Origin of the sequence: Rhizobium sp. P28RR-XV, assembly GCF_012641385.1 — a bacterium.
In the GTDB taxonomy this organism is placed as follows: Bacteria; Pseudomonadota; Alphaproteobacteria; order Rhizobiales; family Rhizobiaceae; genus Rhizobium.
Map to the genome: position 1 here is coordinate 1 of NZ_JABAIG010000027.1, position 15988 is coordinate 15988.

Annotated in this window: 15 protein-coding genes; 14 read left to right on the top strand and 1 reads right to left on the bottom strand. The window is 61.5% G+C overall.

Going from position 1 to position 15988, the window contains the following annotated elements; genetic code table 11:
- Positions 1-158 precede the first annotated feature (158 nt).
- On the bottom strand, positions 159-1070 hold the full coding sequence (locus tag HGP12_RS32540) for an AraC family transcriptional regulator (protein ID WP_168844074.1): 912 nt from the start codon (positions 1068-1070) through the stop codon (positions 159-161).
- Between the two features lie 63 nt (positions 1071-1133).
- Between HGP12_RS32540 and HGP12_RS32545 the strand changes: the two genes are divergently transcribed.
- The 14 genes from HGP12_RS32545 (at position 1134) to HGP12_RS32610 (ending at position 15884) form a co-directional block, all read left to right on the top strand.
- The gene (locus tag HGP12_RS32545) at positions 1134-1868 is read left to right on the top strand and encodes an SDR family oxidoreductase (RefSeq protein WP_168844073.1); all 735 of its coding nucleotides are present in this window, start codon (positions 1134-1136) and stop codon (positions 1866-1868) included.
- 459 nt (positions 1869-2327) lie between these two features.
- A complete protein-coding gene (locus HGP12_RS32550; protein ID WP_168844072.1) occupies positions 2328-2825 on the top strand; it encodes an SRPBCC domain-containing protein in 498 nt (165 codons plus the stop codon).
- A gap of 25 nt (positions 2826-2850) precedes the next feature.
- A complete protein-coding gene (locus tag HGP12_RS32555; RefSeq protein ID WP_312862968.1) occupies positions 2851-3483 on the top strand; it encodes an NADPH-dependent F420 reductase in 633 nt (210 codons plus the stop codon).
- Positions 3484-3486: 3 nt separating this feature from the next.
- Complete coding sequence (locus HGP12_RS32560; protein ID WP_168844070.1) at positions 3487-3990, top strand: SRPBCC domain-containing protein; 504 nt, start codon at positions 3487-3489, stop codon at positions 3988-3990.
- Positions 3991-4052: 62 nt separating this feature from the next.
- Complete coding sequence (locus HGP12_RS32565; protein WP_168844069.1) at positions 4053-4865, top strand: SDR family NAD(P)-dependent oxidoreductase; 813 nt, start codon at positions 4053-4055, stop codon at positions 4863-4865.
- Between the two features lie 679 nt (positions 4866-5544).
- Complete coding sequence (locus HGP12_RS32570) at positions 5545-6129, top strand: TetR/AcrR family transcriptional regulator (RefSeq protein ID WP_168844068.1); 585 nt, start codon at positions 5545-5547, stop codon at positions 6127-6129.
- Positions 6126-6728: a 2-hydroxychromene-2-carboxylate isomerase gene (locus HGP12_RS32575; RefSeq protein WP_168844067.1), complete on the top strand. Its 603-nt coding sequence runs from the start codon at positions 6126-6128 to the stop codon at positions 6726-6728. Before HGP12_RS32570 ends, HGP12_RS32575 begins: the two co-directional genes overlap by 4 nt.
- 107 nt (positions 6729-6835) lie before the next feature.
- A complete protein-coding gene (locus HGP12_RS32580; protein ID WP_168844066.1) occupies positions 6836-7045 on the top strand; it encodes an FAD-linked oxidase C-terminal domain-containing protein in 210 nt (69 codons plus the stop codon).
- Between the two features lie 41 nt (positions 7046-7086).
- Positions 7087-9468, top strand: a complete 2382-nt coding sequence (locus HGP12_RS32585) for a molybdopterin guanine dinucleotide-containing S/N-oxide reductase (RefSeq protein WP_246703640.1) — start codon at positions 7087-7089, stop codon at positions 9466-9468.
- Between the two features lie 104 nt (positions 9469-9572).
- The gene (locus tag HGP12_RS32590; protein WP_168844065.1) at positions 9573-11225 is read left to right on the top strand and encodes an ABC transporter substrate-binding protein; all 1653 of its coding nucleotides are present in this window, start codon (positions 9573-9575) and stop codon (positions 11223-11225) included.
- 33 nt (positions 11226-11258) lie between these two features.
- A complete protein-coding gene (locus HGP12_RS32595) occupies positions 11259-12269 on the top strand; it encodes an ABC transporter permease (protein ID WP_168844064.1) in 1011 nt (336 codons plus the stop codon).
- Entirely contained in the window at positions 12266-13114 is an 849-nt protein-coding gene (locus tag HGP12_RS32600; protein WP_168844063.1) for an ABC transporter permease, read from the top strand. The genes HGP12_RS32595 and HGP12_RS32600 overlap by 4 nt, the downstream gene beginning before the upstream one ends.
- Positions 13093-14796, top strand: coding sequence for an ABC transporter ATP-binding protein (locus HGP12_RS32605; RefSeq protein WP_168844062.1), 1704 nt, complete (start codon positions 13093-13095; stop codon positions 14794-14796). The genes HGP12_RS32600 and HGP12_RS32605 overlap by 22 nt, the downstream gene beginning before the upstream one ends.
- Positions 14793-15884, top strand: a complete 1092-nt coding sequence (locus tag HGP12_RS32610; RefSeq protein WP_168844061.1) for an LLM class flavin-dependent oxidoreductase — start codon at positions 14793-14795, stop codon at positions 15882-15884. The genes HGP12_RS32605 and HGP12_RS32610 overlap by 4 nt, the downstream gene beginning before the upstream one ends.
- Positions 15885-15988 lie beyond the last annotated feature (104 nt).

Genomic DNA, 15988 nt, shown 5'->3' on the forward strand with positions numbered 1-15988 from the left:
AAAGCCGCGTTCACCGCATCCAGGCGATCGCACAGTGGAAGGCTGCGGCGGGAGCCGTGGCCTGAGATCAATCCTGAAGGCCGAACGTCAAACGTGCTTCCGAATTCAAGTTAAGGTGACATCGCCCGCGCTGGCATTTCGTCAGATAGGCCCTCGCCTCAAGCCGTGTGCTGCCGTGGTGTCTGACCGAAGGTTCGACGAAAAGCGTGGCTGAACGCACTTTGGGATATGTAGCCGACACTCGCCGCGACGTCGCTGACGCTAGAATGACTTTCAGCCAGCGCGGCACGGGCGCGGGTCATCCGCCAGTTGCGCATATACGCGAACGGCGCCTGTCCTATGCGGCGAGTAAAGGCGGACGAGAAGGCCGCCCGTGACATGCCCGCCTCAGCGGCCAGATCAGCAACGGTCCATGGCCGCGCGACATCGCCATGAAAACATTGAATCGTTCGCCCGAGGCGGGGATCCGCCAGCGCGCCAAGCCATCCGCTTGTGGTGTCGGAACCTGACGCGAACGTGCGGATAGCATGGATCATAAGAACCTCCGCTAACCTGGCTGTGACAACCTCGTGTCCCATAGCGGACTGCTCTGCCTCCGCGTCCAAAAGACCCAGAACCGCCGTGATCGCTGCGGCTCCCGTCGACATTCTAGGGACGTGCATGAAAGCCGGCAACATATCGAGGAGGAAGGCGGCGTTCCCGGGCGAGAAGGAAATGCCGCCGCCGATCGTCACCGTCTCGTCACCCCCCAGCTGCACAAGGTCATTCCCTTCGGCGCACAGGCGCGAACCGTCGATCGGCACCAGCGCGGGATCGCTCGCAATCGCATAGGCTGTGCGGCCGATCAAGCAGCAGTCGCCTGTCTCAAGGCGTTGCGGAGCGCTATCGGGCAGCAGGAGCCAACAGGCCCCACGCAGCACTGCGACGAATTTCAGGCGTTCCAGCGCTGTAAACGCCACCGCCCAATCGCCCGAGCCCTCGAAGCGAGTCCTCCGGGTTGCCCGCGCATCGAGCACTGTGAGCACATCTGATAATGGATCGAAGGTTCGAGACGATTGCGATAAATTCATGGCCTTTCAAGCATAGTACGTCCAGCGCGCTTTTCCTATAGTTATCGGGAAGGAGACGGACATATGAGCATTGCAGGCAAAGTAGTGGCGATCACGGGCGCGAGCAGCGGCATCGGCCGCGCAACCGCAATTCTTCTGGCGGAAGCAGGCGCGACGTTGGTGCTTGGCGCGCGGCGCGAAGACGTCCTGGCGGAGGTCGCTCGGGACATCTCTGCTGTCGGAGGCAAGGTTGCCTACAAGGTGACTGACGTGTGCGTTCGTTCCGATCTCGAGGCGCTCGTGGCACTTGCGGTAGAGCGCGGAGGCAGACTGGATGTCCTTGTCAACAATGCCGGCATCAGCCCTATTTCGCGCTTTGATGCCCTGCGTGTCGAAGACTGGGACGCGATGATCGACGTAAACCTGCGCGGCACGCTGTACGGTATCGCCGCTGCGCTGCCGATTTTCGCACGGCAGCGCAGCGGGCATGTCATCAACGTGGTATCGACCGCCGGCATCAAAATCGTGCCGACGATGGGCGTCTATGCCGCCACCAAGAATGCCGTCCGTACGATCAGCGAGACCCTGCGGCAGGAAGCGGGAGCGCATCTGCGGGTCACGGAGGTGTCGCCGGGCATGATTGCGACTAATCTCACTGACTCGTTCACAGACACGGCCGTCAGGGATGCCATTGCGGCACGGATCGCAGACATCGCAATCCCTCCTGCCGCGATCGCTCGCGGCATCGCCTACGCCATCGATCAGCCTGACGACGTGGACGTGGGCAGCATCGTAATCCGACCGACCGCGCAGGATTGAACGTCCATACCCTGGGACGCGCTGCCTATGGTTGAACTAAGGCTTCTCCGGGCAACGACCGGCAGGTCGAGCTTTCGACCGGCGCATGCGTGGGATCATTCCAACAAACCCTGGTTTAATGTGACGCAGTGAAGCCGACCGCAAAAACGCCGGAACAGCCGCCGAATTTCATAAATACCCGTGCAGAAACCTATAGCCGATAAACCTCTTGCCGCAAGTTAATGCGGACCGGGGAGCAGTCACGCTTCGACCGGCGGTGTATAGCGCCGCGCTCGGCGACCGAGCTTGCTCCGCGGGTGGTGCATATATGCACAAGCGATGTTGAGGATTTTGGAATCCCGACGGCGCGCGCATCTTCCCACATCTCCCCCCGATAAGGAGCCGGCCGGCGCAAATCCCTCCGCGGAATCCAAGCAACCGTTCGCCTTGTCGCGCGCAATCGAGAATGCAGAGGTTGATATGTACGAAGCAGTCAAATGGCCGCAGGACATGGCTCCCAGCCGGTCGCCGATCCATTTCACAAATGAGCTGAAGGTCGCAGCCTCCCCTGAAACAATCTGGTCGCTGCTGGTGGATCCCGCTGCGTGGCCGAGTTACTATCCGGGCGTCGAGCATGTGGACCTGCTGGACGGCCATGAGTCTTTACGCCTTGGCACGCGGTTCGAAACCAATCTGGCCGGCCAGGATGTCTACGCATCGGTACAGGAATTCGAACCGATGACGCGCATCGCCTGGGGCGGCGGCCCCAAGGCGTCCCTGGAATCCAGGGCCTATCACGCCTGGATCATCACCCCGACGGCGAACGGAACCCATCTCTGGACCGAAGAGACGATGCAGGGTCCGCTGTGGATCGAACTGGCGAAACAGGCGCCGGACATCTTCTGGCGCACGCATCAGACGCTTCTGGAAGACCTTGCGAAAGTTGCCACGCTACGCGGCGGGCCTTCCGCGAACTGAGCCCGCGCCCGGCAAGTCCGGCGCAATCGACACCAATACAGATCGGAGAAGCAACATGAGTTACGCAATTATCGGCTTCGGCGCGGTGGGTCAGGCACTCGCCCGCGCCTTCGCCCGTAAGAACATCGAGGTGACTGTGGCCAGCCGGCGGCCGGCCGAGACGCTGGCCCCGCAGGCGCGGGCAATCGGTCCGGCGGTCGCCCCGGCGACGTTGAAGGAAGCTGTCAAAGCCGACGTAATCATCCTGGCGATCCCGTTTTGGCAACATCAGGAATTCACCAAGACCCTGCCGAGCTGGCAAGGCAAGATCGTCATTGATGTGACAAACGCATTCGGCGTTTCTGTCGAGGACCTGGACGGCCTTCCCTCCTCTGCCGTCATTGCCCGGGCGCTGCCCGGCGCTCGACTGGTCAAGGCCTTCAACCATCTGCCGGCGGGCGTCCTCGCCGAAGATCCGGCAACCAAGGGCGGACGGCGGGTGATCTTCCTGTCGAGCGACGACGAAGATGCGACCGCGACGGTTGCCGCCCTGGTCGAGCAGCTCGGCTATGCGCCGGTCAGCCTCGGGAAGATCGCCGAGGGCGGTCAGCTCGTACAGGCACGAAACAGGAGCTGGGCGCCCCTGATCTTCCAGGACCTGTTCAAGAAGGAGCAATGACCGATGTACGACCATGTAATTTGGCCCGAGCGCTACGATCCGAAGACATCGGCGATCTACGCGCTCAACGACATCGACGTGAAGGCGCCTCCCGAGGTGGTGTGGAAGCTGCTGGTCGACGCCGAGAATTGGTTCAGCTACTTTCCTGCCGAAGATCAGGTCAAAATCCTGACCGGCGAGCCGGAACTGGCGCTTGGAACCAGATACAGCAGGGTGACGGTCGGCTTTCCGATGAGTCTCGTCGTCACGGAATGCGAGCCCGGCCGCAGGCTCGCCTGGGCAACAACGGTCGATGGCGATGATACCGGATCGAGCGCCTACCACGGCTGGGTCATTACGCCCACGGACGCCGGGTGCCATGTATTGACCGAGGAAACGCAGCAAGGCGCCTTCTTCCTCGACGTGATCGGGCACAAGCATCCCGGTGCGCTTTACCGCTACCACCAGGAATGGGTCGAAAGCCTCGCCCGCGCGGCGGAAGCAGAATTCGCAAGGAAGGCAGGCTGACACCCCAACCCTGAAGCTTTGGCCAATCGGCCCCGGCCCATCTACAAATGGAGATGAACAAGATGAATATCGAACTCAAGGGCCGCAAGGCGATTGTCACAGGATCGACAGCAGGGATCGGACGCGCAACGGCAGAGGGATTGGCTCTTGCCGGCGCATCGGTCGTCATCAACGGTCGTGGAACGGCCAGGGTCGATGAGGCTGTGCGGCAGATGCGGCAAGCATTCCCTGCTATCGATATCGCTGGCGTTGCAGCCGACCTGGCGACCGCAGAAGGTGCTGAAGCCCTGATCGCGCAGGTCCCGGACGCCGATATCCTCGTGAACAATGTCGGCACGGCCTACTTGCGCGACTACAACGGCGTTGACGACATCGCGAAGATTCCCGACGAAGACTGGCTTGGGCTGTTCCAGTTGAACGTGATGAGCGGCGTGCGCGTGACGCGTCACTACCTGCCGCGCATGGTGAGGAACGGCTGGGGCCGCGTCGTGTTCGTCAGCAGCGAATCCGCGGTTAACATCCCTAAGGAGATGCTTGACTATGGCATGACCAAGACCGCGCAGCTCGCGGTCTCGCGCGGCCTTGCCGAGGCAGTCGCCGGTACCGGTGTCACCGTCAACGCTGTCCTGCCGGGACCGACCCGGTCTGAAATCCTGGGCGACTTCATGGCGAAGCAGGCCGAGGCAAACGGAATCACACAAGAGCAAGCCGAGCAGGGTTTCCTGAAGGCAATGCGTCCGACCTCCCTCATCCAGCGTTTCGCGACGACCGAGGAGGTCGCCAACATGATCGTTTACGCATGTTCCGAGCAGGCTTCGGCGACAACCGGTGCGGCTCTGCGTGTAGATGGTGGCGTGGTCCGCTTCGTCGCCTAAGTGCGAATTTGGACAACACTCACGAGAAGAGCCAGCAACCTTGCCTCGTTGAGCAAGGCAAGCTTCAATTCCACCGATGGCTTATCTATCTGCCTGGGGTTATCCTCAAACGACGCTCATGGGTCGAGGCCTATGGGCGTTGATCAGTACAACGGTCTTGATGGGGTCGAAACCGACAACCCTGTTATTCTAGCTTGCCACTGTAACAAATTATCTAGGAATCAGAGGAGTTTGGCGTTGTGGACTCACTGGTTTGGGGCCGGGAGCGGAAAGGCCGCCACATCCCGCATGTGTCGGATAGCTGCCGCGAAACTCCTCATTCCCTCGCCGCACCTGGCGGCTAGAGTCGCTCGTTCGGATCAGTCGCCGAAACCGTCGAATAAATGACTGCTAGTCGCGGCTCCATCCTTTAGACCATCAGATCATCGCTTGGGTCTTCGGCCGATCGATTTCGGTGATAGCGACGCGTGCTGCACGAGCTCGTGCCTGTAGTCCTGGAATGCACGTCGAAAGTCGTGGTCCAAGATTTTTCCACATACGTCAGAGCAAAAATATTCCCAACGATGCGTCCAAACGGAATGACCTGTCTTTCTCTTGAGGGTCGGCCCGCATAAAAACCTCTCTCGCTGCACTCCCATGTCAGAGCGCGCTGTTTCGAGAAGGCTCCGCAAGCAGTTCGATGAAAGCTTCCATTTCAGATCACATCCTCGCGTCTGCCGGCGCACTCTTTTACCGCGAAGGCATCCGCGCTGTCGGCATCGACCGCATCGTCGAAGAAACCAAGGTCGCCAAGGCAACGCTCTATCGGCATTTCCCGTCTAAGGATCATCTCGTGGCGGCCTATCTTCAGGATCGCCACGAGCGAGTCATTCGCTCTCTGAAAGAGGTTTTGAACGAAGTTCCCCGCCCGCGGGATCAGCTCAATCTCGTCTTTGAGCGGCTGCATGACAAGGCGGACAGCCCGGAGTTTCGCGGATGCGCGTTCGCCCTGGCGGTGGCCGAGCACGGCGATTCAGAACGCGTTGTCACCGTCGCGCGCGCTCACAAGGCGGCGGTCAGCCAGATGTTTCGCGCGCTGATGGAAAGAGCGGGTATTGAGGCAGCGCAGCCGGCCGACCATCTTTCCCTGCTCTACGAAGGAGCTCTGGCGACCGTCGCCGTTGGTCGCGATCCCGAGGCTGTTCTCACCGCCAGAGACTGCGCCCTCTTCGTATTCGACGCCGCACTTTCTTCCATCAAGACCGCTGAAAAAGGCAAAGCATGACAAAGGTAATAGACTATTTCTTCGGCATCGGTTCACCCTGGTCCTTCATTGGTCTTGATGCTTTTTCAGAACTTGCACTGAGACATGGAGCGTCGATCCGACCACATCTGATCTCGGTGATCGAGGACAATGGCGGGATCTACTCCCGCAACCGGCCGGAAGCCCGACGTGCCTACTGGACCAAGGACCTGAAGCGCTGGGCAGTCCTGCGCGGCAAGACGCTGAACTTCGAAAATCGCGCTGCCCTGTCCGATCCCACGCCCGCCGGCTTCATGGTCATCGCGGCCGTCGAGAACGGCTTGGATTGGCTTGGGCTCACGCGCGCTCTGCAGACGGCATTCTGGACGGACGCGGCGGATATCGGCCGGAGCGAGGTGCGCCAGGCAATCGCCAATTCGGTAGGGATCGATGGCGCAAAGCTGGAAGAACGCGCCCAGGCCGAGGGCACCCAATCGATCTGGAGATCCAACATCGAAAGCGCCAAAACCGCCGGTGTCTTCGGTCTCCCGACGTTTCGTTACGAAGACGAGCTCTACTGGGGGCAGGATAGCCTGCCCTTCCTTGAGCGCCACCTGAACGGGGAGAAAATCGCCGTCTGACAGCGAGCCTGGTGAGACCTGGTGCGGTCAATCCGCATCCGTGCCGGATCGTGACACATGGCACGATTTCGGCTGGCATGGTCAACATCGAAAGAGAGACGTGAAAGATGGGCATCCTTTCCGCTGAGCTATCGGGCCAATTCCTGGCGAGGTTCGGTGATCGCTTCTCGATCTCGCAGGCCCTGCGCGAGCAGCACGGCCGCGGCGAGCCCCATCACGCGCCGGCAATCCCGGACGCCGTCGAACTGATGCCTCTGCTGAAGCATGGCATCGATCCCAAAGGCATCATGAACCCCGGCAAGATCCTGCCGGCGTGAGTGTTGCCGATCTTTCCACTTTTGTCGCGGGAAACGGTGCGATGGACGTCTTCAAATCCCACAGCTCTCATTGGGGTGCATTCTATGGGCGGAACCAGGACAATGCGCTCGAAATCCGTCCCCATTCCGCCGACCCGCATCCATCTCCCCTGCTCGGAAATCTGTCCGCAATCGCCCATAGCCCCGCCCGTATCCGTCGCCCGGCCATCAGGCGCGGCTGGCTTGAAGGCAAGCCTGATAATGCCCGGAAGCGCGGGAGCGACGGTTATGTCGAGGTCACCTGGCCGGAAGCGCTCGATCTTGTCGCCAATGAGCTTCGCCGCGTTCACGCCGAAGCCGGACCGCAGGCGATCTTCGGCGGCTCGTACGGCTGGTCCAGCGCAGGGCGGTTTCATCATGCCCAAAGCCAGATCCACCGTTTCCTCAACATGCTTGGCGGATATGTCAGATCGGTCAATACCTACAGTTCGGGCGCGGCGATGGTCATCATTCCGCATGTGCTCGGCCCTTATGACACCTTCGACCGAAAGAGCGTAACCTGGGAAGCAATCGAGCGCAGCAGCGAGCTGATCGTTGCCTTCGGCGGCATGGCGGTCAAGAACACCGATGTCCATGGCGGCGGTATCAGCCGGCATGTCGTACGCCCCGCGCTGAGCGGTGCCCGTGCGCGCGGCGCGCGCTTCGTCCTCGTAAGCCCGCTCAAGGACGATCTTGCCGCCGATCTGGAGGCCGAATGGCTGCCGGTCATCCCCGGAACCGATGTCGCGCTCATGCTCGCAATCGCCTTCGTCCTCGTCAGCGAGGGGCGGCATGACCGGGAATTTCTCGACCGCTATACGACAGGCTATCCACGCTTCGAGGATTATCTGCTGGGACGCGGGGATGGCGTCGAAAAGAGCCCGCAATGGGCAGCCGGCATCTGCGGTATCGCGGCCGAGACGATCGTTGATCTGACGCGGCGCATGGCGAACGCCCGAACGCTGATCACCGTCAGTCATTCCTTGCAGCGCGCCGACTACGGCGAACAGCCTGTCTGGATGGGGATCGTGCTGGCGGCCATGCTCGGACAGATCGGGCTCGATGGCGGCGGTTTCTCTTATTCGCTCGGCGCCCTCGGCAACATCGGCAAAAGCCAGCTTGCCGTTCCCCTTCCGACGCTCAAGCAATTTCACAATCCAGTGCTGGACTTCATTCCCGTCGCGCGGATCGCCGACATGCTGCTGAAACCGGGCGAACCCTTCCACTACAATGGCCAGGCTCTGCGCTATCCTGACATCCGCCTCGTCTATTGGGCCGGCGGCAACCCGTTCCATCACCATCAGGATCTCAACAGGCTCCGCCAGGCGTTCAAGAAGCCGGAAACGATCATCGTGCATGAGACGGCCTGGACGTCCTCGGCACGCCACGCCGATATCGTCCTGCCCGCGACGACGACGCTTGAGCGCGACGATATCGGTGCAGCCGACCGCGATTCCATGATGATCGCCATGAAGAAGCTGATCGAGCCGGTCGGCGAAGCACGCGACGACTACGAGATATTCGCGGATATCGCAGAGCGCCTCGGCAAACGCGAAGAATTCACCGAGAACCGGTCGAGCCGCGAATGGCTCGCTCTCCTCTTCGAGACCACGCGCACGGCCCTCGCTGCCGGCGGTCATCCAGCGCCGGATTTTGAAACCTTCTGGGAGAAAGGCGAACTGCAGCTGCCGGTAAAGCCTGACGAAGGCGGCCCTGCGCGTGCATTCCGGGCCGATCCGGACGCCAATCCGCTGCCGACGCCGTCTGGCAAGATCGAAATCTTCTCTGAAGCGATAGAGAACTTTGGTTATGACGATTGCCGGGGCCATCCACGCTGGTTTGTACCGGACCCGACGACAAGGGCGGCGGAGAGCCGCTATCCCCTCTATCTCGTCTGCAACCAGCCCCATTCGCGTCTTCACAGCCAGCTTGACTATGGCGACTTCAGCCGCTCCACCAAGATCGACGGCCGCGAGCCGGTGCGCATCAACCCAACGGATGCGGCAGAGCGCGGCATTTCGGATCGTGATATCGTCAGGCTGTTCAACGCCCGCGGCAGTTGCCTGGCGGCTGCGGTGATCAGTGCGGATGTGAAACCTGGTGTGATGCAGCTTGCCACCGGCGCTTGGTTCGAGCCCGATGATGCTGATGCCGAGATGGCCATGTGCATTCATGGCAACCCGAATATCCTGACCCGTGATGCCGGCACGTCCCAGCTTGCCCAGGCCTCGACCGGGCAGCTGACAAAGGTCGATGCCGAGCGCTTCGCCGGGGAATTGCCGCGCGTGCGCATTCTCGACGGAATGACGTTCATCGACGAAGAGACCGCCAACGGCAATACCCTTACCGGCGAACAGGCACCGGAAATCCTGATCCTCGGACGTCAGATTGCGCTGATAAAATAATCTACAAATTTGATAGAAAAAGAACAACAAGTCTTTCTCGAAATCGATCCGCTCACATAGGCTCCTGTTCGTAATCAGCCTCGGCAACCCAACAGGACCGCTTTATGAACGACCGTTCTTTCCGCCCTCATCTTTCCAGGCGTCGTCTGCTGACCGTCACCTCTGCGCTGGCATTTGCCGCTCTGGTCGCAACAGCGAACGTAACCCCGGCATTGGCTGAAGACGGAGCGCATGATGGCGGAGACATCGTCTTTCTGATCGACTCCCTCGGGGACACCTGGATCCCCAACAACAGCGCGATCTCCAGCTTTCAGGGCCATATCTGGGGCCATGTGACCGACAAGCTTCTCTATGTCGATGCCGACGGCAAGGTCAGCCCGTGGATCGCCGAGCGCTGGGAGCAGAACGACAATGCGACCGAATTCACCCTGCATCTCAAGACCGGTGTGACCTTCTCCGATGGCAGCCCGCTCGATGCGGCAGCCGTCGTCGCAAATCTCGACATCTGGTATGCCGGGCGTAAGAGCGAGGGCATCAATCCGATCGGCCTATTCCCCAAGACCTATGATCACGCCGAAGCCGTCGATGCGACAACCGTGAAGGTCTTCTTCAAGAAGCCGACCCTCGGCTTCATTCCGACGCTCGGCTACCACGGCTCGATCCTCATTTCGCCGAAGACCATCGCCTCGCCGGCAAGCGCCCAGGCGGACTTGGGCAAGACCTCCGGCAGCGGCCCTTATGTCGTCGAGTCCTGGAAGGAAGGCGACTATGTCAAGCTTGCCAAGCGCAAGGATTACAACTGGGGGCCGGCAGCGGTGGGCCAGACCGGTCCCGCCCATCTCGATACGATCACCTACAAGCTCGTGTCGGAACCGTCGCTGCGAGTTGCGGCAGTGCAGTCCGGCCAGGCCGATGTCGCCTACAACGCATCGCCTCAGGAACTCGAGTCCCTCAAGTCGGAGGGCCTCACGGTCGCCACGCCCCGCTATCTCGGCTTCGTCAACGGCTGGGCGATCAACACCAAACTTGCCCCATATGACGACGTGAAGGTTCGCCAAGCGCTTCAGGCAGGCATCAATCGCCAGGAAATCATCGACACCGTCTATACGCCCGACTGGAAGCTCGCAACGTCCTTCATTCAGAGCAACGTTCCGGGTGCGACCGATCAGAGCGCGCTCCTCGCCTACAATCCTGAAAAGGCGGAGAAGCTTCTCGACGAGGCAGGATGGAAGAAGGGAGCGAACGGCATCCGCGTCAAGGATGGCAAGCCGCTGTTACTGACGCTGAACTCGAACCCCTACCTCGCGACATCGAAATCGATCGACGAACTGATTTCGCAGCAGCTCGGCAAGATCGGCTGGAAGGTCGATATCCGCGCCTATGACGTCGTCACCTTCGGCCAGAAGGTCAAGTATGGCGGCGCGGGAGTGCCGGCATATGAGGTGACACGCTCCTTCATCGACGCAGGCACCGTCGCCGGCATTCTGACCAACGCCAACAATGGCGAGAACTGGTTTGCGCTCGACGAGAGCGACAAGACCCTCAACGATCTGCGCGACAAGATCGCTGGCGCCGGCTCCATCGAGGCTCGCAAGCCGCTTCTCGACGAGCTGCAGAAATACGTCCTCGACCTGGGCTATTTCATTCCGCGAACGCAGATCGTCCAGCGCATCTACGTGCAGTCGCCGAAGCTCAAGGGCGAGGTCTACAACGGCGTCGCCTATGCCAATTACTACACCGCGACGAAGAGCGAATAGCCCGGCCATTCAACAGACACGGAGGTGATGGGCATGAGCAAAGCCTATTTCAACTATGCCGGAAAGCGGCTGCTGCAGGCGATCGTGGTGATCCTGCTGTCTTATGTCTTCACCTTTGTCGTCGTCAGCATCCTGCCCGGCGATCCGATCACCAATGTCCTGAACAACCCGCAGAACGGCTTCACCCCGGATGAGATCAAGGAGATTATCGCAGCGCAGGGGCTGGACCAACCGATCCCCGTGCAGCTTTGGAACGCCTTTTCCGGCTTCGTGACCGGCGATCTCGGTCTGTCGATGCGGACCAACAGGCCGGTAGCGACGCTGATCGCCGAGGTTCTGCCATCGACGTTGGTGCTTGCCTCGGCGGGCCTTGCTGTTGCACTCTTCCTGGCAGCGATCATCGCCTACGGCACACAATTTCTGCCCCGGCGGTTCGGACAGGGTCTGCTGCGCGGCTTTCCCTCGCTGTTCCTCTCGGTGCCGAACTTCGTGATCGGCCTGGTGCTGATCCACCTCTTCGGTTTCCAGCTCGGCATCTTTCGCGTCATCGAGCCCAACAGCTTCTGGGCGACGCTTTTCGCAGCGATCGCCCTCGGCATTCCGATCTCCGCGCAGATTGCCGAAGTCCTGATTGCCAATCTCGACCATGAATCCGGCCAAGACTACGCCGCAGTCGCGCGCGGACGCGGGCTTGGTCACATGCGACTCTTCGTCATGCACCTGCTGAAGCCGTCCTCACTGCCCGTCATCACCGTCGTCGCACTGACGATAGGCGAATTGCTCGGCGGGTCGCTGATCACCGAGACGGTGTTTGGCCGAAACGGGCTTGGCAGTCTGGTCCAGCGGTCGGTCAGCACTCAGGACCTGCCGGTTCTACAGGCCGTCGTTTCGCTCGCCGCGGTGGTGTTTGTCGTCGTCAACCTGATTGCCGACCTCACCTACCCGCTGCTCGATCCCCGCGTAAAACTCCTCGGCACGCAGCAGCGTCGCCCGACAACCGCTGACGACAGCTCTCTCCCCATCTCCAAGGCGGTGACCCCATGACACTCGCCTCCATTTCTTCCACCCCACGTACGACGCGGGTCGGCCGTCTGACGGGCCTGCGTGTGCCGCCTGTCGTAATCCTCTCCTTCCTGGTCGTCGCTCTGGCGATCGCATGGTCCTTGGCGCCTGGTCTGTTCACCGGCTACGATCCGGTGAACGGCACTCCCGCCCAGAAGCTGCTCGGCCCAAGTGCAGCGCACTGGTTCGGCACCGATCACCTCGGCCGCGACCTCTATGCCCGCGTCGTCTATGGCACAGCCTCATCGGTAGCCAGCGCACTGATTGCGGTCGTGATCGGCGTTGTCGCCGGCGGAACTATCGGACTGCTGGCCGGCTTCTTCGGCGGCTGGGTGGACACGGTCTTTGCCCGCCTCGTCGACGTTTTGCTGGCCATCCCCAAATTCCTGCTGGCGGTGATCGTCGTGACCGCAATCGGTTTCGACACGACGAACGCGGCAATCGCGACGGGCGTCTCGGCCGTCGCTCTTTTTGCCCGGGTGATGCGCTCCGAAGTCATCAAGACGAGGCAGGCAACGTTCGTCGAATCGTCCTTCCTTCTCGGTGGCTCCCCCTGGCACATTCTGTGGCGCCACGTGCTTCCAAACGCATCGCGATCGGTGCTGCCACTTGCGGTCTTGCAGTTCGGCGACTCCATCCTGGTAATCGCCAGCCTTGCCTTCCTTGGCTACGGCGACCCGCCACCTGCTTCCGATTGGGGCCTGCTGATCTCGATCGGCAAGGATTACCTCAAATGGCCCTGGCTGGTTTACGCCCCTGCCCTCGTTACGATCGCAACCGTTCTCTCTGTAAACAGGATCAGCCGATGGCTCCGCAAGACAGACTGACAACGTTTTTGAATCGTCCATCGTCCCCGTTGCTGCGCACTGAAGGATTGTCGGTCGCCTACGGCACCCGCAGGGTCGTGACCAATGTCGGCTTCGAGCTTGGACGCGGCAAAAGCCTCGCGCTGATCGGCGAATCCGGATCGGGCAAATCGACGATCGCCCGTGCCGTCCTGCGGCTGCTTCCCGGAACGGGACAGGCCACGGGCCGCGTCGAATTCGATGGCCAGGAGCTTCTGGGGCTTCCGGAGCGTCGCTTCCGTCCGTTCAGGGGACGCAGGATCGGCTTCGTGCCGCAGGATCCGGGCAACTCTCTGAACCCGGTTCGCACCATCGGCGCCCAGGCGATGGAAGCTGCCGCACTGCTGGATGAGCCCGACAAGGCGCTTCGCAAGGCACTTGTTCTGGAGACATTCGCGCAGGTCGGGCTCGACAATCCGCAGCGCGTCTATGACTCCTACCCTCATCAGCTTTCCGGCGGCATGCTCCAGCGCGTGCTGATCGGTCTCGCCGTTCTGCCGCGACCCTCGCTGCTGGTCGCAGACGAGCCGACCTCCGCGCTCGATGTGACGATCCAGAAGCGCATTCTCGACCTTTTATCGAAGCTGCGGGAGGAGCTGCAGATCAGCCTTCTCCTGATTACCCATGACCTGGCGATCGCAGCCGAGCGCGCGGATTCCATTGTGGTGCTCAAGGACGGCGCCATCCAGGAAGCCGGCAGTACCGCTACGGTATTCTCCGCCCCTTCCTCGTCCTATGCCAGAAAGCTCCATGGCGATGTGCCGGCTCTCAACCCGGACCGGTACGGGCCGTTGCGAGAGCCCGGTTTCCGGCACCTCGCCGCCAGGCGCGAAAGGACCCCGAAGATCGAGGTCAGCGGCGTAACGAAGAACTTTGCCGTCGACGGCAAGGTTCTGACCGCCGTCAACGAGGTCTCGTTCAACGTGCAGGCGGGAACGACGCATGCGCTGGTCGGGGAATCCGGATCCGGAAAGACGACGGCGATCCGGCTTCTGCTTGGGCTGGAACAACCCGATACCGGGAGGATCACTGTCGGCGGCGAGCAGGTCAACGGTCGGTCACCCCAGCAGTTGCGCTCCGTCTGGCGGCACCTGCAGCTCGTCTACCAGAACCCCTTCACGTCTCTTGATCCGACCTGGAACGTCGAGAAAATTGTGCGCGAGCCGCTGGAGCGCTTCAAGATCGGGGCACATCGGGAGCGGGCACTCGCGGTGCGCAAGGCGTTCGCAGATGTCGGGCTGGGGGAGCATCTCTTGTCCCGCAAGCCCGCCGCCTTGTCTGGCGGCCAGCGCCAGCGCGTTGCCATCGCCCGGTCGCTTGTCCTGAAACCTGATGTGATCGTGCTTGACGAGCCCACCTCGGCGCTCGACGTCAGCGTTCAGGCCGATATCGTCGAAGTGCTGCTGTCTCTGCAGGTCAAGCTTGGCCTCACCTACATCTTCGTGTCGCATGATCTGGCGCTTGTACGCCAGCTTGCCCACACGGTCTCGGTCATGCAGCGCGGACGCATCGTCGAGCACGGCACAGTCGGAGAGATCTTCGACACGCCCCGCCAGCCCTACACCCGCGCGCTGCTGGAATCGATCCCATCAGGTGCCGCGCGTTTTGCGCGCACCCAGCCCCTGCAGCAGCGGCAGGTCTTCAATGAGGAAAAGATCGCATGACCGTCATCGCTTCCGCCCCGACACCGTCCGCGTCATTCCGTCCGAAGAAACGGCTCGGGTTCAACACGCGCGTCTCGTTCAACGATGAGACCGGCCCCGCCCACGGCTTGCGGGAGGGCATTGAGCTTTTCAAGGCGGCCGAACGTCTGGGCTACCAGTCAGGCTGGGCCTATCAGCGGCATTTCGACCACTATCTATCCTCGCCGCTGCCCTTCTTTGCCGCAGCGGGCCAGCATACCAGCCATATCGTGCTGGGCTCGGCCGTCATTCCGATGCGCTATCAGGATCCCATCCTATTGGCGGAAGCCGCGGCGACGACCGACCTCCTGATTGGCGGCAGATTGGAACTGGCGATCTCGACCGGCGCTAACGCAGCCTTCGATGCCGTCTTCGGCACGGTCGAAGCCGATGCCCGGACGGAAGCCAAGCGCCGTCAGGCGCGTTTTCTGTCCGCGATCTCCGGCGAGGTTCTTCACACCGTCGCAGAACCCGGCCAGGGTGCCGCCGAAGGCAGCCAATTGAGGGTGACGCCGCACAGTCCGACCCTTCGCTCGCGCATTCGCCAAGGGTCCGCGAGCCTCGGGTCAGCGATCCAGGCCGCCGAACTCGGAATTGGGCTGATCGCCGGAACCGTACAGCACGACCACGCCGAGGGTGAGAGCTTCGGAAGCTATCAGGCCCGTTGCATCGAGGCTTTCCGGGCAACCTGGCGAAAGCAGCGGACAAGCGAGCCGCCGCCTGTCGCCGTGGCGGCCTCGGTCCTGGTCGGCACGACGCCGGAGCTTCGCGAGAAATATGCAGCCTATGATCTCGAGCGACGTACCCAGGGCATCGCCGCATCGCGGCCGAAGGGTGCCCTCGAACCGAGCTCGCGGACCAACCAGCCGCCGGGAAGCCAGATCTCGCCGGTCTTCCACGGCACAGCGGACCAGGTGATCGAAGCAGTACTCAGCGATCCCGGGCTGGCTGCGGCCGACGAGATCGTTCTCTTCCTGCCGCCGGCCTTCGGCCTCACCGAAAATATCCAGCTGCTGACCGACCTTGCCGGGACCATCGCCCCGAGCCTTGGTTGGTCGCCTCATTGGTAAAACCACCACTGAAATTTGAACGCCGGCAAACGTCGATTAGAGATATTTTCTATAGTTTAAGTAGAAATAGAAAGACCTGTCTTCCTTAACCTTTGTCTGCCGCC

Coding starts and splice junctions, on each gene's coding strand:
- HGP12_RS32540 (WP_168844074.1), bottom strand. CDS start 1,070: ATGAATTTATCGCAATCGTCTCGAACCTTCGATCCATTATCAGATGTG.
- HGP12_RS32545 (WP_168844073.1), top strand. CDS start 1,134: ATGAGCATTGCAGGCAAAGTAGTGGCGATCACGGGCGCGAGCAGCGGC.
- HGP12_RS32550 (WP_168844072.1), top strand. CDS start 2,328: ATGTACGAAGCAGTCAAATGGCCGCAGGACATGGCTCCCAGCCGGTCG.
- HGP12_RS32560 (WP_168844070.1), top strand. CDS start 3,487: ATGTACGACCATGTAATTTGGCCCGAGCGCTACGATCCGAAGACATCG.
- HGP12_RS32565 (WP_168844069.1), top strand. CDS start 4,053: ATGAATATCGAACTCAAGGGCCGCAAGGCGATTGTCACAGGATCGACA.
- HGP12_RS32570 (WP_168844068.1), top strand. CDS start 5,545: ATGAAAGCTTCCATTTCAGATCACATCCTCGCGTCTGCCGGCGCACTC.
- HGP12_RS32575 (WP_168844067.1), top strand. CDS start 6,126: ATGACAAAGGTAATAGACTATTTCTTCGGCATCGGTTCACCCTGGTCC.
- HGP12_RS32580 (WP_168844066.1), top strand. CDS start 6,836: ATGGGCATCCTTTCCGCTGAGCTATCGGGCCAATTCCTGGCGAGGTTC.
- HGP12_RS32585 (WP_246703640.1), top strand. CDS start 7,087: ATGGACGTCTTCAAATCCCACAGCTCTCATTGGGGTGCATTCTATGGG.
- HGP12_RS32590 (WP_168844065.1), top strand. CDS start 9,573: ATGAACGACCGTTCTTTCCGCCCTCATCTTTCCAGGCGTCGTCTGCTG.
- HGP12_RS32595 (WP_168844064.1), top strand. CDS start 11,259: ATGAGCAAAGCCTATTTCAACTATGCCGGAAAGCGGCTGCTGCAGGCG.
- HGP12_RS32600 (WP_168844063.1), top strand. CDS start 12,266: ATGACACTCGCCTCCATTTCTTCCACCCCACGTACGACGCGGGTCGGC.
- HGP12_RS32605 (WP_168844062.1), top strand. CDS start 13,093: ATGGCTCCGCAAGACAGACTGACAACGTTTTTGAATCGTCCATCGTCC.
- HGP12_RS32610 (WP_168844061.1), top strand. CDS start 14,793: ATGACCGTCATCGCTTCCGCCCCGACACCGTCCGCGTCATTCCGTCCG.